The sequence below is a fragment of the Rhizobium sp. NZLR11 genome, assembly GCF_019685115.1.
GTDB lineage: Bacteria > Pseudomonadota > Alphaproteobacteria > Rhizobiales > Rhizobiaceae > Rhizobium.
The window spans coordinates 85,681-111,064 of record NZ_JABDWD010000005.1 but is presented as its reverse complement, the minus strand read 5'-3'; the positions used below and the strand labels follow the sequence as shown (position 1 = coordinate 111,064).

At 62.3% G+C, this 25,384-nt stretch carries 23 protein-coding genes; 11 read left to right on the top strand and 12 right to left on the bottom strand.

The window, feature by feature from the left end:
* From HJB83_RS10905 to HJB83_RS10895, 3 genes are all read right to left on the bottom strand, one after another.
* Window positions 1–1,008, bottom strand: coding sequence for an ABC transporter permease (locus HJB83_RS10905; protein ID WP_207585529.1), 1,008 nt, complete (start codon window positions 1,006–1,008; stop codon window positions 1–3).
* Between the two features lie 114 nt (window positions 1,009–1,122).
* The gene (locus HJB83_RS10900) at window positions 1,123–3,213 is read right to left on the bottom strand and encodes an ABC transporter substrate-binding protein (protein ID WP_221131951.1); all 2,091 of its coding nucleotides are present in this window, start codon (window positions 3,211–3,213) and stop codon (window positions 1,123–1,125) included.
* A gap of 124 nt (window positions 3,214–3,337) precedes the next feature.
* Window positions 3,338–4,804, bottom strand: coding sequence for an alpha-glucosidase/alpha-galactosidase (locus tag HJB83_RS10895; RefSeq protein WP_221115641.1), 1,467 nt, complete (start codon window positions 4,802–4,804; stop codon window positions 3,338–3,340).
* A gap of 245 nt (window positions 4,805–5,049) precedes the next feature.
* Between HJB83_RS10895 and HJB83_RS10890 the strand changes: the two genes are divergently transcribed.
* A complete protein-coding gene (locus HJB83_RS10890; RefSeq protein WP_207585624.1) occupies window positions 5,050–5,892 on the top strand; it encodes an AraC family transcriptional regulator in 843 nt (280 codons plus the stop codon).
* Window positions 5,893–5,916: 24 nt separating this feature from the next.
* Here the strand turns inward: HJB83_RS10890 and HJB83_RS10885 are convergent, their stop codons facing one another.
* The gene (locus HJB83_RS10885) at window positions 5,917–6,978 is read right to left on the bottom strand and encodes a class I SAM-dependent methyltransferase (protein ID WP_207585526.1); all 1,062 of its coding nucleotides are present in this window, start codon (window positions 6,976–6,978) and stop codon (window positions 5,917–5,919) included.
* A gap of 259 nt (window positions 6,979–7,237) precedes the next feature.
* Here HJB83_RS10885 and HJB83_RS10880 point away from each other — a divergent pair, with 259 nt between their 5' ends.
* From HJB83_RS10880 to HJB83_RS10840, 8 genes are all read left to right on the top strand, one after another.
* The gene (locus tag HJB83_RS10880; protein ID WP_207585525.1) at window positions 7,238–7,555 is read left to right on the top strand and encodes a helix-turn-helix transcriptional regulator; all 318 of its coding nucleotides are present in this window, start codon (window positions 7,238–7,240) and stop codon (window positions 7,553–7,555) included.
* A gap of 3 nt (window positions 7,556–7,558) precedes the next feature.
* On the top strand, window positions 7,559–7,819 hold the full coding sequence (locus HJB83_RS10875) for a hypothetical protein (protein WP_164012736.1): 261 nt from the start codon (window positions 7,559–7,561) through the stop codon (window positions 7,817–7,819).
* Between the two features lie 9 nt (window positions 7,820–7,828).
* The gene (locus HJB83_RS10870) at window positions 7,829–8,068 is read left to right on the top strand and encodes a hypothetical protein (protein ID WP_164012659.1); all 240 of its coding nucleotides are present in this window, start codon (window positions 7,829–7,831) and stop codon (window positions 8,066–8,068) included.
* A 225-nt stretch (window positions 8,069–8,293) separates the two neighbouring features.
* The gene (locus HJB83_RS10865; protein WP_221131849.1) at window positions 8,294–9,274 is read left to right on the top strand and encodes an HlyD family secretion protein; all 981 of its coding nucleotides are present in this window, start codon (window positions 8,294–8,296) and stop codon (window positions 9,272–9,274) included.
* A gap of 1 nt (window position 9,275) precedes the next feature.
* A complete protein-coding gene (locus tag HJB83_RS10860; RefSeq protein WP_207585524.1) occupies window positions 9,276–10,484 on the top strand; it encodes an ABC transporter permease in 1,209 nt (402 codons plus the stop codon).
* Window positions 10,481–11,638 (top strand): ABC transporter permease, encoded by a 1,158-nt coding sequence (locus tag HJB83_RS10855; protein ID WP_207585523.1) that lies wholly within the window; start codon window positions 10,481–10,483, stop codon window positions 11,636–11,638. The genes HJB83_RS10860 and HJB83_RS10855 overlap by 4 nt, the downstream gene beginning before the upstream one ends.
* 5 nt (window positions 11,639–11,643) lie before the next feature.
* Window positions 11,644–13,164, top strand: a complete 1,521-nt coding sequence (locus tag HJB83_RS10850; RefSeq protein WP_221131848.1) for a mechanosensitive ion channel family protein — start codon at window positions 11,644–11,646, stop codon at window positions 13,162–13,164.
* Between the two features lie 293 nt (window positions 13,165–13,457).
* Complete coding sequence (locus tag HJB83_RS10840; protein WP_221131847.1) at window positions 13,458–16,019, top strand: FAD-dependent oxidoreductase; 2,562 nt, start codon at window positions 13,458–13,460, stop codon at window positions 16,017–16,019.
* A gap of 46 nt (window positions 16,020–16,065) precedes the next feature.
* Here the strand turns inward: HJB83_RS10840 and HJB83_RS10835 are convergent, their stop codons facing one another.
* On the bottom strand, window positions 16,066–16,803 hold the full coding sequence (locus HJB83_RS10835) for a phosphatase PAP2 family protein (RefSeq protein ID WP_207585519.1): 738 nt from the start codon (window positions 16,801–16,803) through the stop codon (window positions 16,066–16,068).
* 191 nt (window positions 16,804–16,994) lie between these two features.
* On the opposite strand from HJB83_RS10835, the gene HJB83_RS10830 reads away from it, so the two are divergent.
* Window positions 16,995–17,537 carry a hypothetical protein gene (locus HJB83_RS10830; RefSeq protein WP_207585518.1) on the top strand — a complete coding sequence of 181 codons (543 nt, stop codon included), beginning with the start codon at window positions 16,995–16,997 and terminating at the stop codon, window positions 17,535–17,537.
* Window positions 17,538–17,550: 13 nt separating this feature from the next.
* Here the strand turns inward: HJB83_RS10830 and hutH are convergent, their stop codons facing one another.
* The 5 genes from hutH to HJB83_RS10805 all read right to left on the bottom strand — a co-directional run bounded on the left by hutH (window position 17,551) and on the right by HJB83_RS10805 (window position 22,233).
* Window positions 17,551–19,044: a histidine ammonia-lyase gene (hutH, locus tag HJB83_RS10825; protein ID WP_207585517.1), complete on the bottom strand. Its 1,494-nt coding sequence runs from the start codon at window positions 19,042–19,044 to the stop codon at window positions 17,551–17,553.
* The gene (locus tag HJB83_RS10820; RefSeq protein WP_207585516.1) at window positions 19,041–19,817 is read right to left on the bottom strand and encodes an ABC transporter ATP-binding protein; all 777 of its coding nucleotides are present in this window, start codon (window positions 19,815–19,817) and stop codon (window positions 19,041–19,043) included. The genes hutH and HJB83_RS10820 overlap by 4 nt, the downstream gene beginning before the upstream one ends.
* 27 nt (window positions 19,818–19,844) lie before the next feature.
* Complete coding sequence (locus HJB83_RS10815) at window positions 19,845–20,549, bottom strand: ABC transporter permease (RefSeq protein WP_207585515.1); 705 nt, start codon at window positions 20,547–20,549, stop codon at window positions 19,845–19,847.
* Window positions 20,550–20,559: 10 nt separating this feature from the next.
* The gene (locus HJB83_RS10810) at window positions 20,560–21,285 is read right to left on the bottom strand and encodes an ABC transporter permease (RefSeq protein ID WP_207585514.1); all 726 of its coding nucleotides are present in this window, start codon (window positions 21,283–21,285) and stop codon (window positions 20,560–20,562) included.
* 105 nt (window positions 21,286–21,390) lie between these two features.
* Window positions 21,391–22,233, bottom strand: coding sequence for a transporter substrate-binding domain-containing protein (locus HJB83_RS10805; protein WP_207585513.1), 843 nt, complete (start codon window positions 22,231–22,233; stop codon window positions 21,391–21,393).
* Window positions 22,234–22,427: 194 nt separating this feature from the next.
* Between HJB83_RS10805 and hutC (HJB83_RS10800) the strand changes: the two genes are divergently transcribed.
* Window positions 22,428–23,183: a histidine utilization repressor gene (hutC, locus tag HJB83_RS10800; protein WP_207585512.1), complete on the top strand. Its 756-nt coding sequence runs from the start codon at window positions 22,428–22,430 to the stop codon at window positions 23,181–23,183.
* 33 nt (window positions 23,184–23,216) lie between these two features.
* Here the strand turns inward: hutC (HJB83_RS10800) and hutC (HJB83_RS10795) are convergent, their stop codons facing one another.
* The gene (gene hutC, locus HJB83_RS10795) at window positions 23,217–23,939 is read right to left on the bottom strand and encodes a histidine utilization repressor (RefSeq protein WP_207585511.1); all 723 of its coding nucleotides are present in this window, start codon (window positions 23,937–23,939) and stop codon (window positions 23,217–23,219) included.
* A 60-nt stretch (window positions 23,940–23,999) separates the two neighbouring features.
* On the bottom strand, window positions 24,000–25,346 hold the full coding sequence (locus HJB83_RS10790; protein WP_221115634.1) for a formimidoylglutamate deiminase: 1,347 nt from the start codon (window positions 25,344–25,346) through the stop codon (window positions 24,000–24,002).
* Window positions 25,347–25,384 lie beyond the last annotated feature (38 nt).

Sequence of the window (25,384 nt, the reverse complement as noted above, 5' to 3'; positions counted from 1 at the left end):
TCAGGCTCCTTGAAATTGGCGGACACGCGGGTCGAGCAGCGCCAGCAGCAGGTCGGCAATGATGTTGCCGACGATCAGCGTCGCCGACAGCACCATCATGAAGGTGGCGGTGACATAGACGTCGCCGATCGCCATCGAACCGACGATCGCCGGGCCGACGGTCGGCAGCGCGAAGATGATGGCGGTTTCGATCTCGCCGGTCAGCATGTAGGGCAGCACGACGCCCTGGTACATTACCAATGGATGAAGCGCATTGGGCACCGCATGGCGCATCACCACCGCCGCGCCGGAAAGCCCCTTGGCCTTGGCCGTCTCGACATATTGGGCGTTCAGCGTGTCGAGCAGATTGCCGCGCATCACCCGCATATTGTAGGCGAGCCCGCCGAAGGTGGCGATCGCCACGACCGGCCAGACATGATGGACGAGATCGACGAATTTCGCCCACGACCAAGGCGCTCCGCCATATTGCGGCGAGAAGAAACTGCCGATTTCGGCAACGTTGAATTGGAAGACCAGCAGATAGACGATGATCAGCGCCATCAGGAACCGCGGCACCGTCATGCCGAGGAAGGAAATCGCCGAAAGCGTGCTGTCGATCCAGCTGTATTGCCGCGTCGCCGCCCAGATGCCGAAGCCGATGCCGAGCACCGAAGCGAGGATGTGGCAGACAAGCGCCAGAAGCAGGGTCCGCGGCAGCCGCTCTGCGACGACGTCGGCGACCGGCTTGTTGTAGAACATGCTGTAGCCGAAATCCCCGCGGGTGACGATGCCGCCGATCCAGTTGACGTATTGGACGACCATCGGTTTATCCAAACCGTGTTCGACCCGGTAGGCCTGGGCCTGCTCTTCGGCCTGGGCATAGGATGCGCCGCCCTGGTTGATCAGCTGGGATCTTATATAATCGGCATAGTCACCGGGCGGGGCCTGGATGATCGCGAAAGTCACCACGCTCAGAATGAACAGGACGGGGATCGCGGAAGCTATGCGCACGAGCAGGAATCGTAACATCGGACGGTCCGCTTTTCCTTGCCGCCAGTCGCTCCTTGTCAGCGCGGCCGGCTTGTTGGTCATATCAGGCCGCGCGCCACGCGCGGCCTGAATCTCGCTTCAGCTGGGAGGGAACTAGTTCTTAACAGGGCCCTTGTCGCCAGGCTTGCCGGGCAGCTGTTCTGGGAACAGCTCGTATTTGCCCTGCTTGTCGGCGGCCACCCACAGGCGTTCGCGGATCACCGAATCTTCAGCCCAGTTGAACATGAAGATCGGCGTGCCCTGCGGCACATTCGAGAACCGCTTGTTGATGATCAGGGCGCCAGGATATTCCGTCAGACCCACGGTGTTGACGTGCTCTGTCGAGATCTTCTGGTACTGTTTCATCAGCGCAACGCGGGCATCATTGTCCGGGCTGGTCGTGAACTTGGCGACGACATCGTTCAGTTCCTTTTCGAACGGCATCAGATCGAGCTGATCGTCCTTGCCGGCGCGATGGTGCCAGCTGGTGCGTGGACCGATCGGCGCAAGCTGCTCGGTATTCTGCACCACCGACGACAGTTCCGTCGTGTTGCGCTGGATCAGCCAGTCGAAACGGCCGCCATAATGCGCGTCGTCACGCTTCGGGCCGTCGAGCGCATTGATGACGATCTTCAGACCGAGCTTCTCCATCTGAGCGACGACACCTTCGGCAAGGCTCTTGTCGGTCGTGTACTGATTGTTGATCAGCATGACGATTTCGACATCCTTGCCGCCGAGCGTGCCGGCCGGGAAGTTCACGATGCCGTTGCCATCGGTATCCTTGAGGCCTGCCTTGGCGAGTTCCGCCTTGGCGCCCTTGAGATCAAAGGGATAGTAGACGGTGGAGTTGCGGTCGTAAAAGCTGGTGCCGGAGGAGAGCCCGCCCGCATAGATCGCGGTGAACGGTCCCTTGACCAGCGAGTCGCCGATCGCCTTGCGATCGAGCGCCATGGTGACGGCCTTGCGGAAATCCTCGTTGCGGTTCAGCTCGCGGATCGCCTGGCCGCGTTCGTCCGGGTTGCCCCAGCCGTTGGCGGAGAAGTTCATGCGCAAGTTATAGCCGATGAGGCGCGGACCGAAAGCCAGGCGGGCCGGCGCGGTCTTTTCTGCGGCGCGCTTCAGCGACGCGACGAAGTTTTCCGGCTGCTCGAGGTTGGAGATATCGGCGGCCCCGGCCACGGCCTGAACGTCGCGGTCGGCCCAGGTCGAGAGCTTATAGTGCAGCTCGTTCAGATAGGGCAGCTGATTGCCCTTCTCGTCGACCTTCCAGTAATAGGGGTTGCGGCGCATGACGATGATATCGTCGGAACGATATTCCACCGGCACCCAGGCGCCCATGACCGGCATGTTCATGAACTCGGGCGGGAAGGCGTTCTTGAACTGGTCGTAGGTGTTCTTCGAATATTTCGGATGCTGCGGTTTGAGGATATGCGATGGACCCGGGCAGAAGTTCGGGTAGGACATCGTGTAGAGATATTGCTTCGGGAAAGCTTCCTTGAAGGTCCATTCGACGGTGTAATCGTCGATTTTCTTCAGCGTCGTGCCGACACCGAAAGCCTCAGGCGAGGCACCGCCGCCGAGCGGCGAGACGTTCGGATCGACGACTTCGTCATCCCAATAGAACATGATGTCGTCGGCGTTGAACGGCGCACCGTCCGACCATTTGGCGCCCTCGACCAGGTGCATGGTCAGCTTGTGGCCGTCTTCAGACCAATCCCAGCTCTTGGCAAGGTTCGGTAGCGGCTCAGTGTCCTTGGCTTCCACCTGGAACAGCGGTGCGGTGCGCGTCAGGCATTCGGAAAGACCGATATCGATGCCGCCCCAGCCCTGCGTCTGGCCGGCGCCGTAGTTCCAGCCTTCCGGCCGGCCGCCGATGACATGGCGCATCGTATCGCCGTAGACACCGATGCCGTCGGGCATATTGCCTGTCTTGAAGACCATCGGCTCCTTCGGGAGGCGATCCTTGACCGGCGGCAGCTTGCCGGCGGCAACGAAATTCTTCGTGACCCAGTCGGGCTCGTGATATTCGGGCAGCGCCTTGAACTCCAGGATGGAGTCGCGCGCCACATATTTGATCTTGCCTTCGGCCGGGAAGTTCGCCGGCGCCGGCGGAACGGTGGCCTCGGAGGCGTATGCATTCAGCGCCAGGACTGAGACGCCAAGCGCCAGTCCGGCCAGAATGCCAAGGTTGCGGAATTTCATTATCGTTTCTCCCTCTTGTTCCGGAGCGCGGGGCACGCGGCTCCTTTTCCTCAAACGGCGTGAAAGCGGGCCGGCGGCCCAAGGATTTCCCTCCCGGAAATCCATGGCGACCCCTCTTTCACGAAAATCAGACGGCCTGTTTCAGCGCCGCCTTTTCCGCGCGCAGCTCTTCGATCGAGCGAACGTTGCGGCGTGCAGCACCCGCCCAGTCGCGGGTCTGCACCTTGGATTTCGACAGCCGCTCCTTGGCGGCCGGCACGGCATCGGCATATTGCGGCAGCCAGCGCGCCTGGGCAACGACCATTTCGTCGACCATCTGCCAGACTTCCTCGGGCGTCGACACGGCGCCGACCAGCGGGTCGTGCAGCACGGCAAGCTTCAAGAGGTCGATGTCGCCCGATATCGCGGCATGCACCGACATGCGCTGCACGTTGATCGAGGCGATGCAGGTGGCAGCACAGGCTTCCGGCAGGGTGACGCCCGAAACCATGTTGATGCCGAAGCGATCGACGAAGCCAGGCGATTCGATGATCGCATCGGATGGCAGGTTGGTGATGACGCCGTTGTTCTTGACGTTGAAATGGCCGCGATAGACCCGGTTCGTTTCCAGCGCCTCGAGAATGTGGCTGGCATGTTCGTTCGAGCGCTTGGTGGTGTCGAGCGGCTTTGCGGCGGATTCCAGGAATTGCGGGAATTCCGTCTCGAACCAGTTGCGGGTTTCGGTGGAATGGCGGAGATAACCGCCGGTCTCGCCATGGATCCAGTCGGACATGTCGATCCAGCGGGTGATTTCCTCCGGCCGCTTGCGGTACCAGGGCAGGTATTCCGAAAGGTGGCCGTTGCTCTCGGTGGAATAGACGCCGAAACGCTTCAGCACGTCGATGCGCAGTTTCTCCTGCTGCGAAAAGACCGGATGCGCCTCGAAGGCGGCAACCAGCTCGTCCTTGCCGATCCTGCGGCCGTTGAGGCGCAGGTCGATGAACCAGGTCTGGTGGTTGATGCCGGAGCAGACATAGTCGAGCTCACCAAGCGATTTGGCGCCAAGCACCTCGGCAATCTGTTCGGCGCCATGCTGGACGCCGTGGCAGAGGCCGACGGTATCGACCTTGCCGTATTCGATCGCCGCCCAGGTGTTCATCGCCATCGGATTGGCATAGTTGAGGAATTTCGCGCCGGGCTCGGCGACTTCCCTGATGTCCTTGCAGAAGTCGAGAATAACCGGGATGTTGCGCTGGCCGTAGAGAATGCCGCCGGCGCAGATCGTATCGCCGACACATTGATCGATGCCGTATTTCAGCGGAATTCTGATATCGTCTGCATAGGCCTCGAGCCCGCCGACCCTGACGCAGCTGATGATGTAACGGGCGCCGGACAGCGCCTGGCGCCGGTCGGTCGTCGCCGTCACCTTGGTCGGCAATCCGTTCGCTTCGACGATGCGGTCGAGGATCGCCTTGATCATCTCGAGATTATGCTCGCTGAGATCGGTCAGCGCGAATTCGACGTCGCGAAACTCCGGAACGCACAAAATGTCGGTGAACAGCTTCTTGGTGAAACCGACGCTGCCCGCACCGATGATAGCGATTTTGAAACTCATGATCTTCACCTCGACCCAATCAAATGCTACAGAAAAGACGGCTATGGAGGATCAGCCCGCATGCTGGAACATGGGGTTGAAAAAGCCAAGAAAATGCTTGTTTTCCTCCCGACCGCTCTATCGGCCGTGGTCTCTTCCCTGTTTGTCGAGCGGGATTATGCCCGAATTCAGCAGGGCCACCAGAGAAGGATTATGCTTTCAGGGGTAATTTTGTGCTGCATAATTTGATTGCCAACGGACAGTCGATGAGAACGGTTTCGCTGCCCCGCGGCCGGGAGCGATTGCATGCGATGCCGACGAGCTCCGGCTATGAAGTGCGCGAGAACGAGCCCTATGACTGGGATGGCCGAAGGCGCGGCCAGACCCCCTTCACCGTGCTGCAGCACACGATCAGCGGCACCGGCCGGCTGCGCTACCAGAACCGCAATTATCGTCTTCAGGGTGGCGACACACTGCTGGTGCTGGTGCCGCACAATCATCGATACTGGCTGGAGAAGGGCGACCGCTGGGAATATTTCTGGATTTCGATGAATGGCGAGGAAACGCTGCGCATCCACCAAATGGTGCTGTCCACCGCCGGGCCGGTGCTGAAACTGCAGCCTTCGACCATCGATCATCTCGCCGATTGCAGCCTGCGCCTCGTCACCGGTGCGACGTCGCCGGGGGCTGCCTCGGCGATTGCCTATGAAGCGGCGATGGCGCTCTACGACGACGTCTTCGGCTCGCCGGCGTTTGCCGCCGAGCTCAGCCTGATGCAGCCGGTGATCGACCATATCAATGCCAATCTCGAAAAGCCGCTGCCGGTCAGCGACCTCGCCGGCATCGTCGGCCTCAGCCGCGCGCATTTCTCCCGCAGCTTCGCCGAGAGCGAGGGCATGCCGCCGGCCGAATTCGTGCTGCAGCAGCGGCTGCAGCGCGCCGTCAAGCTTCTGACCAAGGCGGACTTTCTGCCGGTCAAGGAAGTCGCCATCATGTGCGGCTTCGAGGATCCGAACTATTTCTCCAAGGTCTTCCGCCGGGTCTACGGCACCAACCCGACGGAATTCCGCACCACCGGCATGTATGCCAGCATCGGCAAGCTGCGATAGCGGCCGCCAGCTAGGCCAATTCCGTCAGGCCCGCACCTCGAACACCATGTTGAACGGCGTTTCCGTCGCACGACGGAAATGCGTGAACCCGGCGTCGAGCGCCACCTTTCGAAGCTTCATTTCGCCTGCCTGCGCGCCAAGCCCCAGCCCCACCTCCTGCGAGAGCGATGCCGGCGTGCAGATCATCGTCGAGGCGCCGTAATAGACGCGGCCGACGGGATTGAGATTGTCCTTGAGATGGTCATGGGCAAAGGGCTCGACGATCAGCCACGTGCCGTTCGGCCCGAGCGTTTCCTTGACGTGCTGGCCGGCGCCGACCGGATCGCCCATGTCGTGAAGGCAGTCGAACATGGCAACCATGTCATAACCGCGCCCGGGAAATTCCGCTGCTCGGGCCTGCTCGAACGTCACACGGTCGGCGACGCCGGCATCCTCGGCGGCGGCCCTGGCCTTTTCGATCGACGGGCCGTGATAATCGAAGCCGGTAAAGCGGGAGGCGGGATAGGCCTGCGCCATCAGGATGGTCGATGCCCCGTGACCGCAACCGACGTCGGCGACACTGGCGCCGGCCTTGAGCTTTTCTTCCACCCCGGCAAGGGCTGGAATCCATTCGGCGACGAGATGGCTGTTATAGCCTGGACGAAAGAACCGCTCGGTTCCCCTGAACAGACAGGTGCTGTGCTCATGCCAGCCGAGACCCTTGCCGGTGCGGAAGGCGTCGGCGACCTTGGGCTCGTCCATCCACATCGATTGCACGACCTCGAAGGCGCCGACGAAGAAGGCCGGGCTGTTTTCCTCGGCAAAGACCATCGCCTGCTCCGGCGTCAGGCTGAAACGATCGGTTTTTTCGTCATAGCTGACATAGTCCGCTGCTGCCTGGGCGCTGAGCCATTCCCTGACATAGCGCTCCTTCACTCCGGTTTTTGCAGAGAGCTGCTGGACGGTCATCGGCGTTCCGTCGGCCATCGCCTTGAACAGCCCCACCTTGTCGCCCAGCACGACCAAGGCGCCCGACATGGCGGCGCCGACATCGCCGACAAGCCGGCCGACGAGTGCATCGAGTTTCTGCATATCTGGCTCACGCATTGTTTCCTCCCGAGCGCGTGATTAAGGGTCTTCAAAATTAGGCTTTAATAATATTCCGTCAATCACCTTCCCTTTCACCGGACGCGCGGCCGTATTAGAGGTCGAAAGTTTCCGGGAGATTTCATCGAAAACGACGTGTCTACCGGAGATCTCAACTTGCGCGAGAAAACGAACTCATGAGGCCCTGCGCGTGTTTCGTCATTGCCTGGTCCGGAATCTCCCCGAGGCAGAAACACACTTTTGATGTAGGGTTATCATTATGTCTCTATCTTCCGCTCAATGCCGCGCCGCCCGCGCCCTCTTGGCCTGGTCGCAGGACGATCTCTCGTCAGCCGCAAACGTCGCCAAGGCGACGATCGCCAATTTCGAGGCCGGCAAACGCTCTCCCTATGACCGAACCCTCCAGGATATGAAGCACGCCCTGGAAGGCGGCGGCGTCGTGTTCATCCCTGAAAACGGTGGAGGAGCCGGCGTTCGCCTTGCAAAACGTGCAAATTCGATCGACACCAACGAGACCGAAACGGTTCAATATGAAGAATATCTCGAAAACGACGCACCGCCTGGTGCGGGTGGCTGAATGATGACAAAGAAGCAGAAGCTCGAACACTCGGAACTGGCCGGAGAATTCACCGATGACGGGATCACCGTGCTCGTCGATATCTTCCGCACATCCGGCAGCAATGAAGACTGGACGATGGAAGTCGTCACGCAAGGCGAGGATCTGATCCGTTGGGACGAGCCATTTGCCACCGACCGGGAAGCGTTTGACGAATTCCTGGCCGTCGTTGCGCGGGACGGCCTTCGATCGTTTCTCGAAGATGACGAGCCGTCTGTCCATTAAGGAAAATTCGTGAAAAGCATCAATGATCTCGTCGCCTCGGCAAAAACCGTCAGCGACCGATACCGGGCCGGACGGATGGAGCGCGAGACCGTGCGCGAATGGGTTCTCGGACTTGGCGCCTATCCATCGCCGCACGGAGACCGTGTGCGCGAAGCGGTGGAATGGTTCCGCCTGCACAATCGCGAGCCTGTTTCCGACGACATCGTGCTCGTGGACATCGACCGGCTCAAAGCAATTTCAGCGCCGTGATCCTCTCCGCTGCATTTACACATACAGCGCCAAGCTGATGGAGCTCTGCACGACCGGCATGTATACCGGCATCGGAAAGTTCGATCGCCCCGAAAAGCGGAGGGCGCCGTCTATTGCCGCATCACGGTTTGACATCGATTGAGCGAACGGCAATGTTGCTTTCAGGCTCCTCGCTCTGCCCGGGCAGACGTCGCGACGGTATGGAATTTTCTTAAGGAATATTCGATGACAGCGACCAAAATTCTCCGACCGGTCATTGTTATAGCGGTTCTTGCAGCTCTCGGCATTCTGCTCTGGTTTGCGACCCGCCCGCCGCCGCTGGTCGTCCAGGGGGAGGTCTCCGCCAACCGCGTCGACATCAGCCCGCGTGTCTCCGGCCGCATCGCCAAACTCATTGTCGACGTCGGCGATAATGTCGAGGCCAGCACGGTGATCGCCGAGCTCGAAAGCCCGGAGCTGACAGCGGCGCTGCACATGGCTCAAGCCGCCCTTGCTGTTTCCGAGGCGGATCTTACCCGCGTCAACAGCACACGCCCTGAGACGATCGATGCTGCGAATGCCGAGCTTGCCGCCGCGACTGCCGATGTCACGCTCTATCAGGAAGAATCTACGCGCCAGGCAAGGCTGATTACCACAGGCGCCTCGACACAGGCGCAGGTCGACCAAACGGCCCGCAATCTCGAAGCGGCGATCCGCAAGCGGGAATCCGCCGAGGCCAATGTGCGGCTGGCCGTTGCCGGCTCCAGCAAAGAGGAGAAGGCGCTTGCCGCCGCGCAGGTGGAGCAGGCGCGCGCCTCGCTCAATCAGCAGCAGGTCAACGTTTCCGAGCTGACCATCCATGCGCCGATCTCCGGTCAGGTGACAACAAGGGTTGCCGAACTCGGCGAGAATTTCAGCGCCGGCGCACCGCTCTTTTCGATCATCGACATCCGGAATCCCTGGTTCACCTTCAATCTGCGCGAAGACCTGCTGAAGGGCCTGAAGATCGACGACGGTTTCGACATCGTCGTACCGGCGATCGGCCCGGACAGGATCGCGGTCAAGGTCACCATGATCAATACGCAGGGGCAATATGCCACCTGGCGGGCGACACGGGCGACCGGCGATTTCGATCTCCGGACATTCGAGGTGCGCGCCGTCCCTGTAAAATCCGTGGACGGCCTGCGCCCCGGCATGAGCGCCATCGCCGCCTGGTCGGAGCGTTGAGATGACGCCGCGCCCGCGCGTGCGCCCAGGTTTCCTCCTCGTCTTCGCACGGGAGTTCAACTGGTTTCGCCGCCGGCCGTTTCTGCTGTTCCTGACGACCGCTCTGCCGTTGCTGCTGATGGGCCTTCTCGCTGCCGTTTTCAGTGCGGGGCTGGCCACCCGCCTGTCGATTGCCGTGCTCGACCAAGACAGTACCGATCTGTCGCGGCGGATCATACGGATGGTCGACGCGACCCAGGACACATCGGTCGCGCTTGCCGTCAGCGACCTCGCCGAAGGGCGCCAGCTCATCCTCTCCGGCGAGGTCCACGGCCTGCTCCTGCTGCCACGCAATCTCGAGCGCGACGTCCTCTCCGCCCGGCGGCCGGAGGTGGTGTTCTTCTACAATACCCAGACGATGACAACGGGAAATCTGGTGCTGCGCGGCATCAATTCCGCCATTCCGAGCGTGGCTGCGGGCATCAGATTGTCGCTGCGCACCGCCCAGGGAGAGCCTGTCGATGCCGCTCAGGCCGCTCTCGCCCCCGTTCCGGTCCAGGTGAACCCGCTCTTCAACCCCAGCCTCAACTATGCTCATTTCCTCCTTGCCGCCCTGATGCCCAGCATACTGCAGGTGGTGATCGTCACGACGATGGCCTATTCGCTCGGACTCGACGTCGAGACCCGCCACCGGCTGCGAATTCTCCGGCGGCTCGGCGGCGGCCTGTGGCCGGCGCTCGCAGGCAAGATCCTGCCCTATACGCTGATCTTTCTTGCGGTGCTCGCCATTGCGGACCTGGTCCTCTTCGGCCTTCTCGACATGCCGCTACGCGGTGATCGCTGGCTGCTGCTGCTGGCTGGCACCCTGTTCATCCTGGCGAACCAGTTCATCGGCGTGCTGCTCGCGCTGCTTCTGCGGCCGATGGCAAGCGCAATCAGCATCGGCTCCCTGTTCGTCGTGCCCGCCTTCGGCTTCATGGGCATCGGTTTCCCGAGGATCGGCATGAACGGCTTTGCCTATCACTACGGCCAGTTGATCCCCGGCACATGGTATCTGATGGCAAGGATCGACCAGACAATCCGCGGCACGCCACTCGATCTGTCGTGGAAGCCGATCCTGGTGTTGCTTTTCTTCGTCATCCTGCTTGCATCCCTCGCAGCGCTCCGGCTGGAAGCGATGAGATCCCGGAACCGGCGTCAGGCATCGGCACTGCGGGAGGCGGCTCGATGATCGGCCTCCTCACCGCCTGCCGAATCGAACTCATGCGCATCCTGTCGCTGCGGCCGGCATTTTCCGTACTCATTCTGGCAGTCTGCATTTACGCGGCCCTCTATCCTCAGCCCTATCGGAACGAGGCCCTGCGCGACGTGCCGATCGCCCTCGTCGATCTCGACGGCACCGACAGCAGCCGCCAGTTCGCCCGCCGCATCGACGCCTCGGCCGACGTCGCCATCGGTGCCGAGCTGCCCGACGAGCCAAGCGCCGAGCGCGAGGTCTTCGCCCGTCAGCTCTATGGCATTCTCGTCATCCCGAAATATTTCGAGCGCGATCTCCTGCATGGGCGCCAGTCGCCCGTGGCGCTTTATGCCGATGCCAGTTACTTCCTGATCTATTCGCGCATCGCCGGCGGCGTTTCGGCCGTCGCCAAGACCTTCGGCGTCGAGGTCGAGACCGCGCGGCTGATCGCCGCGCATGTCGATCCCGCCATCGCCGCCGCGGCCTCCGACCCGATGCCGCTGACGACAGTCCCACTCTTCAACCCGCAGGGCGGCTACGCCACCTATCTTCTTCCCGCCGCCTTCGTTCTCATCCTGCAACAGACACTGTTGATCGGGGTCGGCTTGCTTGGAACGCTCAGGGACGAGGGTCCAGCCAGTTCGCCGGCCGGCGCGCTGGCGACCGTGCTCGGCAAACTGCTTGCCTATCTTATCCTGCAGACGGCGGTACTGCCTTTCTATCTGATCGTCCTGCCTTATCTTTACGATATTCCGAGACTCGGGAACCCTCTCGTCATCTTCGTTTTCTCGCTACCCTTCGTGGTCTCCGTCAGCGCGCTTGGCATGGTCGTCGCAGCTTTGTTCCGCAGCCCCCTCACAGTCCAGCTGGTGTTTGCAGCGATCGGCATCCCCTTCCTGTTTCTCGCCGGCTTTTCCTGGCCGACCGAGGCGATGCCGAAGGCGCTGCATTATCTGGCGCTCCTGGTTCCCAGCAGCTCAGCCATCAACGGCATCGTGTCCGTTTCGCAGCTCGGGGCCTCACTCAGCGACGTCCGCACCCCGTTTCTGACGCTCTGGGCGCTGGCGTTATTCTACGGTTGCCTCGCAGTCGGATTGGAGGCCAGGATGCGCCGGTCCTACGAAGCGCGATCTTCCCTCGCGAGTTGATGTCGATGATAGATAATCTCACCTGGTCCGGGGTACTTGCCGATCCTGTCGTACAGGCCGGAACGCTGGCCGTCGTCGGCGCCATCGTCACCCGAGTAGCGCTTCGCCCCTTCCCAAGCTGGAAGCTCGCGGGCCAGGTGTTCTTCTTCGCGGCGCTGAGCGTCCTGCTGCTCTATCACGACATCGTGCCCTACGAAGTCGGGCCGACGCCGAATTCGACCTTCGAACGGGTCTTCATCGCCCTTGCCAAAGTGGTCTGGTGGATCAATGCCGCCTGGGCGCTGATCGCCTTCGTCCGCGTCTTCCTGATCTTCGAGCGTCAGCCGAGAGAGGGGCGCCTCGTCCAGGATCTGGTGATCGGCCTCATCTATCTCGGCGCCATCCTCTCGGTGGTCGCCTATGTCTTCAGCTTTCCCGTCGGCACGCTGATCGCCACGTCCGGCGTGTTTGCCATCATCCTCGGCCTTGCGTTGCAAAGCACGTTGAGCGACGTCTTTTCCGGCATCGCCCTCAATCTCGGCCGGCCTTATACGATCGGCGACTGGATCGTGCTGAACGACGGTGTCGAAGGCCGTGTCCTCGAAACCAATTGGCGCTCCACACACCTCCTGAACGGCTCGAACGACCTGGTGGTGCTCCCCAACAGCTTCCTCGCCAAAGTCGGGCTGACCAATCTCAGCAGTCCCGACCGCAGCCATGGGGTGTCGCTGACGGTGCGGGTCGTTCCGACGACCGGACCGTCGGTGATCGCCGAGGTCATGCGCACCGTGCTGCTGAGCAGCGGTTCGATCCTGACCGAACCGAAACCCGGTGTGCAGATCAAATCGCTGAATGCCGATGCGGTGGAGGTGGAGCTTTCCTTCCGCGTCAGGGATATCGGCCAGGCGGGGCCGGCGAAGAACGAGATCTTCGACCTCATCTACCGCCATCTCAAGGCCGCGGGCCTCACTTTGGCGCGGCCGATCGATGCGGCCGGCCCGCCACCCGGCCAGGTGCAGTCAGAGGAGATGGTAAACCCGCACCGGCCGACGCCGCTCAAGCTCCTCGATGCCATCCCGCTGTTTTCCTCGCTGACCGAGGACGAGAAGGAGACGCTCGCAGCCTCGATGACGCGGCGCACCTACAAGAAGGATTCCATCCTCATCGAACAGGGCGATACCGTTGCATCGCTGATGATCGTGCGCAGCGGCGCACTCGTCGCGACACGACAGGAAGGCCGCAAGGAAATCGAACTCGGCCGGCTGGCGCCGGGCGATTATTTCGGAGAAAGCGGACTGCTGATCGGGATCGGCGAGGCGGCGAGCCTGCGCGCGCTCACCTTCGTCGTGGTCTACGAAATCGCTCAAGCGAGCCTGACGCCGCTCCTGCACGATCGGCCCGGCATCGCCGAAGAGCTTGCCGCCACCCTGTCACGCCGCATCGAGACCGGCCAGCACTCCCTGGCGACCGAAGGCGCCACGCTGAACGGCGGCTCGATGAACTCGCTGGTGACGCGAATCCGTCATCTGTTCCAGGTGCCGCCGTAGGCTGTCCGCCAATTGCAAGGGCTCGCCGTATAAGATCGTCGCCAGTCATTGCCTGACCGTTCGATCCGGGCTGACGCAATCACGCCGATACTCGGCGGCGTAGGAGCAATGACGATCGGGAGCCTGAGGCATAATACCCCCGTTGCAGCTTCCATGCGAAGAGGTCTGGGGTTCCGCAGCTTCGGTAAATGTGACACGTTTACGAGGCTGACATGGCTCCTGCATTTCACGCGCGAGGCGTAAGTCAACCGCGGCTAAATTTTAATTCGTCGGATAAGTAGAAGGAACAGCACGTGGCAGCATTTCCGGAAAAGGCAAAGGTCGTCATCATCGGCCTCGGCGGTATCGTCGGCGCCTCGATCGCGCATCATCTCGTCGAGCGCGGATGGGACGATATCGTCGGCATCGACAAGTCGGGCATACCGACCGATATCGGCTCGACAGCCCATGCCTCGGACTTCTGTTACACCACGAGCCACGACTATCTGTCGGTCTGGACCACGCAATATTCGATCGATTTCTACGAGAAGATGGGCCATTACGCCCGCATCGGCGGCCTCGAAGTGGCGCGCACCGGCGACCATGCCTGGATGGAAGAAATCAAGCGCAAGCTATCCTCGGCACGCGCTTTCGGCACCCGCGCCCATTATGTCAGCCCCTCCGAGATCAAGGAGAAGTTCCCGCTGATCGAGGAAGATCAGGTGATGGGCGGTCTTTACGATCCGGATGCCGGCCTCGTCATTCCGCGCTCGCAGACCGTTGCCGGCAAGCTCGTCGATGCCGCCGAAAAGGCCGGCAAGCTGCAGGTGTTCGGCAACACGCCGGCGAAATCGCTGATCGTTGAAGGCGGCCGCATCAAGGGTGTCGTCACCCATCGCGGCACGATCATGGCCGACCACGTCATCGTCTGCGCCGGCCTCTGGGGGCGCCTGATCGCGGAGATGGTCGGCGAAGACCTGCCGGTCATGCCGGTCGACCACCCGCTCACCTTCTTCGGTCCCTATAACGAGTTTGAAGGCACCGGCAAGGAAATCGGCTTCCCGTTGCTGCGCGACCAGGGCAACTCCGCCTATATGCGCGATACCGGCGACCCGGCGACGACCGAGGGCGGCCAGATCGAGTGGGGCTATTACGAAGCCACCAACCCGCGCATGTGCCATCCGCGCGATATTCTCGAAAAACACGAAGCGCGCCTTTCACCGTCGCAGCGTGATCTCGAGATGGAACAGATCATCGAGCCGCTCGAGCGCGCCATGGAACTGACGCCGATCCTCGGCGAACTCGGCTATAACGAAGGTCACTCCTTCAACGGCCTGCTGCAGGTTTCCGCCGGCGGCGGCGCATCCTGCGGCGAGAGCCAGAAGGTCAGGGGTCTCTGGTATTGCGTTGCCATCTGGGTCAAGGACGGCCCGGGCTATGGCAAGCTCATCGCCGACTGGATGACCGATGGCCGTACTGAAATCGATCACAACAGCATCGATTACGCCCGCTTCTATCCGCATCAGTTGACCGAAGAGTTCATCGAGGGCCGGTGCTTCGAAGCCGCCCAGAAGATCTATTTCCCGGCCGTTCACACCCGCGAACCCTATGCCTCCGCCCGCAACGCCAAGCGCTCGCCCTTCTACGAGCGCGAAAAGGAGCTTGGTGGCTACTTCATGGAACTTGGCGGCTGGGAGCGTGCCCACGGCTACGCCGCCAACGAGCACCTTCTGGAGAAATACGCCGACCGCGTCCCGGTTCGCGAGAACGAATGGGACAGCCGCCATTTCTGGCGCGTGTCGAATGCCGAGCATCTGGCGATGAGCGAGGATTGCGGCATCGTCAACCTCAGCCACTTCCACATGGTCGATATCGAGGGACCCGACCATGTCGAACTGATGGAATGGCTGTGCGCCGCCAAGGTCGGCGGCGATGCAAACATCGGCAAGGGCGTTTACACCCACTTCCTCGACGACGAAGGCATGGTGCGCGCTGACTTCACCGTCTTCCGCATGGCCGACCGCTGCCGGCTCGTCAACGGCGCCGATGCCGGCCCGCGCGACCTGCACTATATGAAGCGCGTCGCCGAAGACCGCGGCCTTGACGTGATCATCACCGACGTCTCGGAAAAATTCGTGACGATCGGCATCTGGGGTCCGAATGCGCGCGACACGCTGAAGAGGGTTGTGGCCGATCCGGCCGGGCTCGATCAGGAAAACTTCGCCTTTGCGGCAATCAAGCCGATCGAAATCGCCGGCAAGCCCGTCACCGCCTTCCGCATCTCCTATGTCGGCGAGCAGGGCTGGGAACTGCACATGAAGTACGAAGACGGCCTCGCCGTCTGGGATGCGCTGCGCTCGACCGGTGTGATGGCCTTCGGCGTGGAGACCTATGCAAACTCGCGCCGCATGGAAAAGAGCCTGCGCCTGCAGAACGCCGACCTCCTGACCCAGTACAACCTGATCGAAGCCGATCTCGCCCGTCCGAAGGTCAAGGAAGCCGATTTCTGCGGCAAGGCGAAACATCTGGAATACAAGGCGCGTGAGCACCAGCCGGCCATGCTCTGCACGCTTGTCATGACCGAGAATACCGACAAATCGGGCGTGAAGCGTTATCCCCTCGGCAACCTGCCGGTTGTCGAACCCGCCACGGGAGAGGTTCTGGTCGACGAGCTTGGCCGTCGGTCCTACACGACCTCGATCGCCTACGGCCCGACGGTCGGAAAGAACATTGCTTTGGCCTATTTGCCCTGGTCGCATTGCCAAGTCGGACGCAGGCTGAATGTCGAGTATTTTGCCGAGAGCTATCCGGTGGAGGTTGTCAGCGTCGGATACAAGCCGATCTATGACCCGGAAAATCTGAAGCCACGCACCTAAGCGCTTGTGGCGCCGCAAGCACGCGGCGCCACTCTGCCACTCCGTGCTACCGCCTGTCGCCATTTCCGGCTTCAGCGGTATCATCGGGCGCGCGGCTCGGAATGAACCGTTTCGAGATCAGCCAGCAGCCGAGCGCCCAGAGCGCACCGGCGCACCATCCGGCGAGGACATCCGTCGGGTAATGGACGCCGAGATAGATCCGGCTCAGACCGATGATGACGGCCAGGAAGACGCCGGCAAACATGACGAAAATCCGCGTCGAGGGATAACGCTGCGTCCGGGCCAGCAGCGCCCCGAGCGTCAGATAGGTCACCGCCGAGACCATCGCGTGGCCAGAGGGAAAGCTGAGATCGCTGACCTCGGCGAGATGTGGCACGATGTCGGGGCGCGGCCGCGCAACGAGGATCTTCAAGAGTGTGCTCGCCAGCCAGCCGGTCAGCACCGAGGAGAAGACGAAGATCGCGATCGGCCAGCGCCGGTCGAGCAGAAGATAGACTGTGACGAGGATCGTCATCAGCGAGAGAACAGTGACGCCGCCGAGGCTGGTGATGTCGGCGACGGCATGCGTCATCCAGCCAGGCCCGATCGGCACGCCAAGCTCACCCGGCCGCCTCAGCGCCAGCAGGATCGTTTCATCGAAACGGAAGGTCTCGCCTTCGAGAACCTCGCTCGTCAGCCGCTGCAGCACGAACAGTCCCCCGGCCACTGATGCCAGCATGATCAGCGTCAGCGGCTCATATGCGGTGAGCCTCGCCAAAAATCCGCGTCGTTGAACCTCACTCATGCCTGCCGTCGAGCTCCCTTAACTTCATGTCGATCTACGCCACATCGGCAAGGCCAGCCGCAAAATCAAGACCGTGCGGCATTCGGAGACATTTCGGTGGGCGCCACCACCCCTCGCGGAAGGCTCGGTAGCAAAAGCTCAACCTTCTTTTGCTATGGCTGGAGCCGATTGTCCTGGAGATGGTTTCGGCGATGAAAATTCTGACCTCGATGGTTCTGATGGCGGCCGTCCTGCAGCCGGTCGCCGCCTTGGGCGAGACCGAATGGATGGGCGACGCAAGACAATGGTCGGTCGGCTTTGCCGGCGAGCGCCCTGCCTATTGCCGGCTGCTGTGGAACAGCGAGCTCGGCAAGACCGTGGAATTCCGCCAGAGCGCCACCGAGACCTTCTGGCTGGTCACCAAGGACACCTGGGACATTCCGGCCGGCACCACGACCGAGGTGACGCTGACCGATCGTTCGATGACGAAAGTGGTCGCCGCCGAATTCTTCGACAAGACCACGCTTCGCCTCTGGCCACCGGCCAGCAAAGGAAGCGGCGGACTGAAGAAGATCATCAAGAATTCCTTTGCCGGAACTCCTGACGTGCAGCTGACCTTTGCCGGCGACGAAGGCGACTGGACGCTGCCGCTCTCGCGGGTGGATCAGCTCTACCCCACCTTCGCCCAGTGCCTCAAGCGGCTCGGCGCCGGCGAAAAGGCCAAGCAGGATTCGGCAACCAGCAAGCCGTTCTGACAATCTTCCCGGTTCAGCCGATCGGCGGCGGCACCGTCTCGCGGATCAGGTTGCGCACGGCCTCGATATCGCCGTTGAGCGGCCGTTCGTCGCCATAATGGGAGATACGCTGGCGCACGACTTGGTAAACCAGATCCGTGCCCGCCGCCCGCGGCGCCGTCGCAGTCAGGAAATCATGCGCCTGGGCAGCGGCCATCAGCTCGATCGCCAGGATATATTCGGCATTGTCGATGACCGTGAGCAGCTTGCCGGCGGCAGCTGTCGGATGGGCGAGGAAATCCTCCTGCAGGCCGGAGGTGAGGCCGCCGTCCATGGCCGCGGGGGCGGCAAGCCGGCGGTTGTCGTTGCTGAGTGCGGCTGCGGTATATTGCGCGATCATGAAGCCGGAATGGCTGCCGGCGTCACTCGCCAGAAACGGCGGCAGGCCGCTCACCAGCGGATTGACCAGCCGGTCCATGCGCCGTTCGCTGATCGCGCCGATCTGCGCCAGCGCAATGGCGAGGCTATCGGCCGCCTGCCCGAGCGCCGCGGCGACCGCATGCGCCTCGGAGGAGACGATCGGATGTTCGGGCGTGCCGGAGACGGCGGGATTGTCCGTTACCGAGGCAAGTTCCTGATCGACGATACGGGCGGAATTGTCGAAAACGTCACGGGCGGCGCCATGCGCATGCGGCACCGAACGAAGGCTGAGCGCATCCTGGGTGCGCCCGCCGAAGGCGGCGGCGACAAGGCCGCTGCCGAAAAGCCGGGCCCGCAGCGTCGCGCCCACCTTTTCGATCCCCGCCGACGGGCGCAGCGCCAGCACCGCCTCGTCGAAAGCGGCGATCTGGCAGCCTGCCGCTTCGAGCGTCAGCGCCGCGATCGCATCGGCCCAGTCGAGCAGCCGTTCGGCGCGAGAAAGTGCTGTGGCGGTCAGCCCCGTGGCGCAGGCCGTGCCGTTGACGAGGCTCAAGCCCTCCTTGGCACCGAGCACCAGCGGCTGAAGGCCGATCGCCGCCAGCGCCTCGCGGCCGCTCATGCGCCGGCCGGCAAGCGTGGCGCTGCCTTCGCCGATCAGAACAAGCGCAATATGGGCATTGTGGACGAGATAACCGGCGGAGCCCTTGGACGGCACGTCGGGAATGCAGTCATGCTCCAGCATGGCTGTGAGGTGCTCGACGACATCACGCCGTACGCCGGAATGGCCGTGGGCGAAATTGGCAATCTGAGCGGCGATGATGGCCCGCACTTCGCGACCGCCCAGCAACGGCCCCACGCCGCACGCATGGCTGAGCACGATGCTGCGCGACAAAAGGCTCTGCGAGACCCGATCGACCACCGTATCCGCCAGCGCCCCGACGCCGGTGTTGACGCCGTAGGCACGCATGCCGGTCTCGACGATTGCGGCGACGATGCGGCTTGCCTGCTCGACGCGCGCCCAGGCGGCGGGCGATAGTGCCAGCGCCTCCCCTGCCCCGACGCGGGCAACATCGCACCAGGTCAGCAGGGTCTCGATGGTTTTGGTCATTGACCGCTTCCGAAATGGCCGATGAACTGGCGGAAGGCGGGTGTGGCGCCGCCGGTGAACATGTCGTCCGGCTTGCCGCTGCTTTCGATCAGCCCTTCGCGCATGAAGACGACGCGGTTGGAAACATTGCGGGCAAAGCTCATCTCATGGGTGACGACGAGCATGGTCATGCCTTCCTCGGCAAGCGCGCGCATGACGCGCAGCACCTCGCCGACGAGTTCCGGATCAAGGGCCGAGGTCGGCTCGTCGAAGAGCATCACCTTCGGCTTCATCGCCAGCGCGCGGGCGATCGCGGCGCGCTGCTGCTGGCCGCCGGAGAGATGGGCGGGATAGGCATGGCGCTTGTCTGCGATGCCGACCTTTTCGAGCAGCGCTTCGGCCTCGGCGATGCAGTCGGCACGTGGTCGTTTGAGCACATGGATCGGCCCTTCAATGACGTTCTGCAGGATCGTCATATGGGACCAGAGATTGAAGGACTGGAACACCATACCGAGTTCGGAGCGGATGTGGTCCACCTGCTTCTGGCTCGCCGGTTTGCTGCGCCCGTTTTTGTGCACCATCTCGATGTGCTCGCCATCGACCCAGATCTCGCCATCGCTTGCGGTTTCGAGCATGTTGATGCAGCGCAGAAAGGTCGATTTGCCGGAGCCTGAGGCGCCGAGCAGCGAAATCACATCGCCGTCCTCAGCATTGAGGGAAATGCCGCGCAGCACCTCGTGCGTGCCGAAGCTCTTGCGGATATTGCGGACCGAAAGTCGGGTGACGCCTGGCATGGTTGCTCCAATCGGTTCAAAGACCGCTTACGCTTTCAGCGCCTGCGGGGCCGCGCGGCGGTGTCGGGACAGCGAATATTCGAGCAGGGCCATGCCCTGCAGGATGATGAAGTTCAAAACGAGATAGATGATCGCCGCGCAGAGAAAGACCTCCATCGTCCGGTAGGTCTGCGAGATCAGCCGCTGGGCCACACCGGTGACCTCCCAGACGGTGACGAGGCTTGCGAGCGCCGTCGACTTCATCATCAGCACGATCTCGGTGGAATAGGCCGGCAGCGCATGGCGGAAGGCAATCGGCGCCAGGATGCGGCGCACCAGCAGGGGGCCGGACATGCCGATCGAGCGGGCCGCCTCGATCTCCTTCGGCGAAACGGCGCGGATGCCGCCGCGAAAAATCTCCGCCGTGTAGCCGGCGGTGCAGAGCGCCAGCGACAGCACGGCGCAGACCATCGGCTCGCGCAGGAACGGCCACAGGAAGGAATAGCGGATGACGCCGAACTGGCCGAGGCCGTAAAACACCAGGAACATCTGGATCAGCAGCGGCGAGCCGCGGAAGATGAAGATATAACCCTTGGCGAACCCCGAAAGCAGCGGGTTGCCGCTGACCCGCATCGAGACGATGACGAGCGCCAGCAGGCCGCCAAAGAAGATCGACAGCGAAAACAGGATCAGCGTCGTCGGCACCGCCTTGAGCAGGGTGACCATGGTCGAAGCTAGAAAGGTGAAATCCATCATCGCCTCCTTACGTCTGGCCCATGGCGGCTGCCGGCATGCTGCGGTTGGCGCGGCGTTCCGCACCGTTGAAGATCCGGTCGGAAAGGCTGGTCAGGATCAGATAGAGGCAGCCGCCGGCGATGAAGAACAGGAAATATTGCCGGGTCGAGCCCGCCGCGACCTGGCTGGTGCGCATCAGTTCGGCAAGGCCGGTGACGGAAATCAGTGCGGAATCCTTGAGGCTGAGCTGCCAGACATTGCCGAGGCCGGGAATGGCGAGGCGAAACACCTGCGGCATGATGATACGGCGCAGCCGCATGCCGCGATGCATGCCGATTGCCGAGGCCGCCTCAAGTTCGCCTTTGGAAATGGCGTGGAAAGCGCCGCGAAACACCTCCGCCTGATAGGAGCCGGAGATGATGCCGACGGCAAGCGCGCCAGCGATGAAGGAGGGCAGGCCGAGGAAACCCTCGTAACCCATCGCCTTGCCGATCGAGGTGACGGCCGAGGAGCCGCCGAAATAGATGAGATAGATGATCAGCAGCTCGGGCACGCCGCGAAACACGGTCGTATAGATGTTGCCGAGGGTGACGAGGGCAAGATTGCTGGAGAGTTTCGCCGCCGCGACGATTGCGCCCAGTACCGCGCCGATTGCCAGCGCCGTCGCCGTGACAGCCAGCGTCATCAAGGTAGCGGCAATGAGCAACGCGCCCCATCCGGTCGAGCCGAAGCCGAGCAGTTCCAAGCTTGCCATAGCGTCCGTTCCCCGTCCGTGGCAGTGTTTTGCGGATTGACAATAGCATGCTGTCTCCGGCGATAAAGCCGGAGACAGGCGTTTGCGGCCGCAAGGCCGAAACGCTTATTGCTGCGGGCTGACGTCGACCTTGAACCACTTCATCGAGAGGTTCTTGACGGTGCCGTCGGCGAGCGCGGACTTGATCGCCTCGCTGAACTTGTCGCGTAGGTCGGTGTCAGCCTTGCGGACGCCGAGGCCTTCGCCCTCGCCCCAGATCGAACCGACGATCTCCGGACCGGTGAAGTCGAGTGCGCCATTGGCGCTCTGGAAGGCGTTGGCGAAATAGACGGCGTCGTCAAAGCCGAGGTCGATGCGGCCGTTCTGCAGGTCGAGATCACGGTCGGCGCCGGTCTTGTATTCGCGGATCTCGGCAATGTCGCCGAAATTGTCATAGACGAACTTGGCGTAGACGGTCGCCGCCTGAATGCCGATCGTCTTGCCCTTGAAAGCGGCCTTCAGCGCATCGATCTCCTTCACGCCAGTCTGGCCGGGCGTCATCTTGATCGTGGCGCCGGTGCCGGCAGCCTTGGCCAGCGGGCTGTCCTTGGCGGTGGCGAATGCGGCAGGTGTGGCAGCATAGGGAATGGTGAAGTCGATGACCTGCTTGCGCTCTTCGGTGATCGACAGCGCATCCATGATGACGTCGAACTTACCGGCATTGAGCGCCGGGATCATACCGTCCCAGTCGGAAGCGACCAGCGTGCATTCGATCTTGGCGCGTTCGCAGAGCACTTTGGCAAGCTCCGGCTCGAAGCCCCCGAGCGTGCCGTCGGCATTGGTGAGGTTCCACGGCGCATAGGCGCCTTCAAGCGTGATGGTCGCCTTCGTCCAGTCCTTGGAAAAGGCGGGCGCAGCGAAGGCGGAAAAAGCCGCCACGCCGCAAAATAGGATTGCGCTGAATTTCATTGATGAATTCTCCTCTGGAGTTGAAACAGACCTTGCGGCACCACGGCCGATCTTCGTCGGCTTGCCCTTTCCTGTCCTTTTAATGTTTCGGACCGATTGGGAGGTTGTATATGGTACCATATGAGATATTTTGTGATATGCAAGAGGAAAGTCGATTTAGGTGGCGAATTCCATTCGTGCAAAAGGAATAGGCAATGAAGCGTTCCGGCGAGATGAAGCGCGAGTTGGCGGAAAATGATAGCACGCCGCTTTATGCCGGCGTCAAGCAGGTGATCCTCGACCGCATCCACAGCGGCGAATGGCCGCCGAAATACCGGGTGCCATCGGAAAACGAGCTGGTGGTCGAGCTCGGCGTCAGCAAGATGACCGCCAACCGGGCGCTGCGCGAACTTGCCAATGAAGGCGAACTCGTCCGCATCCAGGGGGTCGGTTCCTTCGTCGCCGAGCGCAAGGGCTATTCGGCGCTGTTCGAGGTGCGCAACATCGCCGAGGAAATCGCCGAACGCGGCCATGTCCACGAGGCTTCGGTCATCGTTCTCGCCCAGGAAACAGCCTCTCCGGAGATCGCCGACGCATTGGAGCTTGCGATCGGCGCGGCGGTCTTCCACTCGCTGATCGTCCACAGCGAAAACGGCGTTCCGGTGCAGATCGAGGACCGTTTCGTCCATCCGGAGGCTGCTCCCGAATATCTCGGCCAGGATTTCACGACGCTGACGCCGAATGCCTATCTGACCGCCGCAGCCCCGCTTAGCGGCTCCGAGCACGTCGTCGAGGCGGCGATGCCGCAGGCCTGGGAATGCAAGCTCCTGACCATCCTGAAGACCGAACCGTGCTTGACGATCCGTCGACGCACATGGTCGGCAAAGCAGGTGGTGTCGACCGCCCGCCTTGTCTATCCGGGCTATCGCTACCGGCTCGAAGCGCGCAGCGGCAAGATGTTCGAGGAATGAGAACACTCGCCATGTTGTATATGGAACATGGAATTACTGTGATGCCGGGGTGAAACGCGCCACCAGCGCGTGACGATCGCCCGGATAGGTGAAGCGCACATGCGTCACCGGGCCGGCGCCGCTCCAGGTGCGGCGTTCGACGACGAGACAGGCGGTATTGCGCGCGATGTCGAGGACCGCGGCCACTTCGGCATTGGCCGAGACGGCGTGGATCCGGTGTTCGGCCGTGCTCCACGGCACCTGGTTGAGCAACCAGGGCCCCGGCGCCATCATCAGGAAATCGGCATCGGCGGCTTCCGGTACGGTCGCCAGACTGATCAACCGCTCCTCCAGGCAGAAGGGCCGCGCGCCGGCATTGTGGATGCAGACCACCTCGACGACCGAAGAGGCGACCGGCAGTTCCAGCCGGCGGCTGTCTTCCACCTTCGCCTTGCGGCTGGTCTTCTTCGAAACCGCATAGGAATAGGGCAGGTTCAGCGACTGCACCTCGGCCTTGATGTCGTGGATTTCGAGGACGGCCGATTGCGCCTGCGGCTGGGTGACGAAGCTGCCGGATTTCTTGCGGCGCTCGATGAGACCGGCCTTGGCGAGCTGAGTCAGCACCTTGTTCACCGTCATCCGCGAGACGTCATATTGGGTGGCGAGATCCACTTCGAAGGGAATGCGATGCCCCGGCGGCCATTCGCCCGAGACGATACGGCCCTCGATGTCGCCAAGGATGCGCTGATGCAAGGTGGGATCCCTGCTTTGATTCATCGCCACGTTCCGATTGATCCCCCGCTCTAATTCGAATGCTTGCTCATGAAAAGCGCTTTTTCAGGCAGCCAGCAATTCACCCATCGCGGCCAGGAAACGCCGGTCGATGGCGTCACGTTTGAGATGGCGCCCGCCCTCCACCTGCTTGCGGCCGCGCGCCCAGACGCAATCGACGGAAATACCGCCGGCAAACAGCCAGTGATCGAGAATCTGGTCGCCGGAGAGATAGGAAACGGCCGCAGTATCGAGCGAAACGAGATCGGCGTGATGGCCTTCAACAAGACCTGCGGGCGCCTTCAAAGCGGCACCGCCGCCGGCAAGCGCCTGGGTGAACAGGCAAAGTGCCGTCGATCCGCCGGGTGCTGCAACGACATTGCGGGCGCGCAGAGCCAGGCGCTGCGAATATTCGAGCTGGCGCAGTTCTTCCGGCACCGAGATCAGCACATTGGAATCCGAACCGATGCCGTAACGCCCGCCCTCTTCGAGGAAGAGTGGCGCGGCAAAGGCGCCGTCGCCGAGATTGGCTTCGGTGATCGGGCAGAGGCCGGCAATCGCCCTGCTTTTCGCCATCCGCCGCGTTTCGTCGTCGGTCATGTGCGTCGCGTGGATCAAGCACCAGCGCTCATCCACAGGCGCATGATCGAGCAGCCATTCCACCGGCCGCGCGCCCGACCAGGCGATGCAATCCTCGACCTCCTTGACCTGCTCGGCGACATGGATATGGATGGGGCCGTCGCCCGCCATCGGCACAAGCTTCGCCAATTCCTCAGGCGTTGCGGCGCGCAGGCTGTGCGGCGCCAGCCCGAGTTCCGCGCCGTCGAGCCGGCTGGTTACCGCCCGGCATCCCTCCATCAGCCTTTCGAAGCTTTCCAGCGAATTGATGAAACGCCGCTGGCCGTCGATCGGCTGAGCGCCGCCGAAGCCGGAATGAGCGTAGAAGACCGGCAGCAAGGTCAGGCCGAGGCCGGTCTCTTCGCTGGCAGCACCAATGCGTTCGGCAAGCTCGGCGATATTGGCGTAAATGCCGCCATCCCTGTCATGGTGGAGATAATGGAATTCGCCGACCCGGGAAAAGCCCGCCTCCAGCATTTCCGCATAGAGCTTGGCGGCGACCGCCTCGACATGTTCAGGGGTCATTGCCAGCGCGAACTTGTACATGACGGTGCGCCAGCTCCAAAAGCTGTCATTGGCCGGGCCGCGTACCTCGGCAAGGCCGGCCATCGCCCGCTGGAAGGCATGGCTGTGCAGATTTCCCATGGCCGGAACGATAAGAGCGTGGCGTTCATCGCCGGGCTGAGGCGAAACCCCGATCTCGACCCGGGCAATGCGACCGGCTTCGAGCGTCAGCCGCACGTCCTTCTGCCAGCCTTTCGGCGTCAGTGCCGTGCCTGCGTGAAGTGTGGTCATGGCCGTCCCTCTCCTCTTACCGCGCCGCTGCTCTTTCT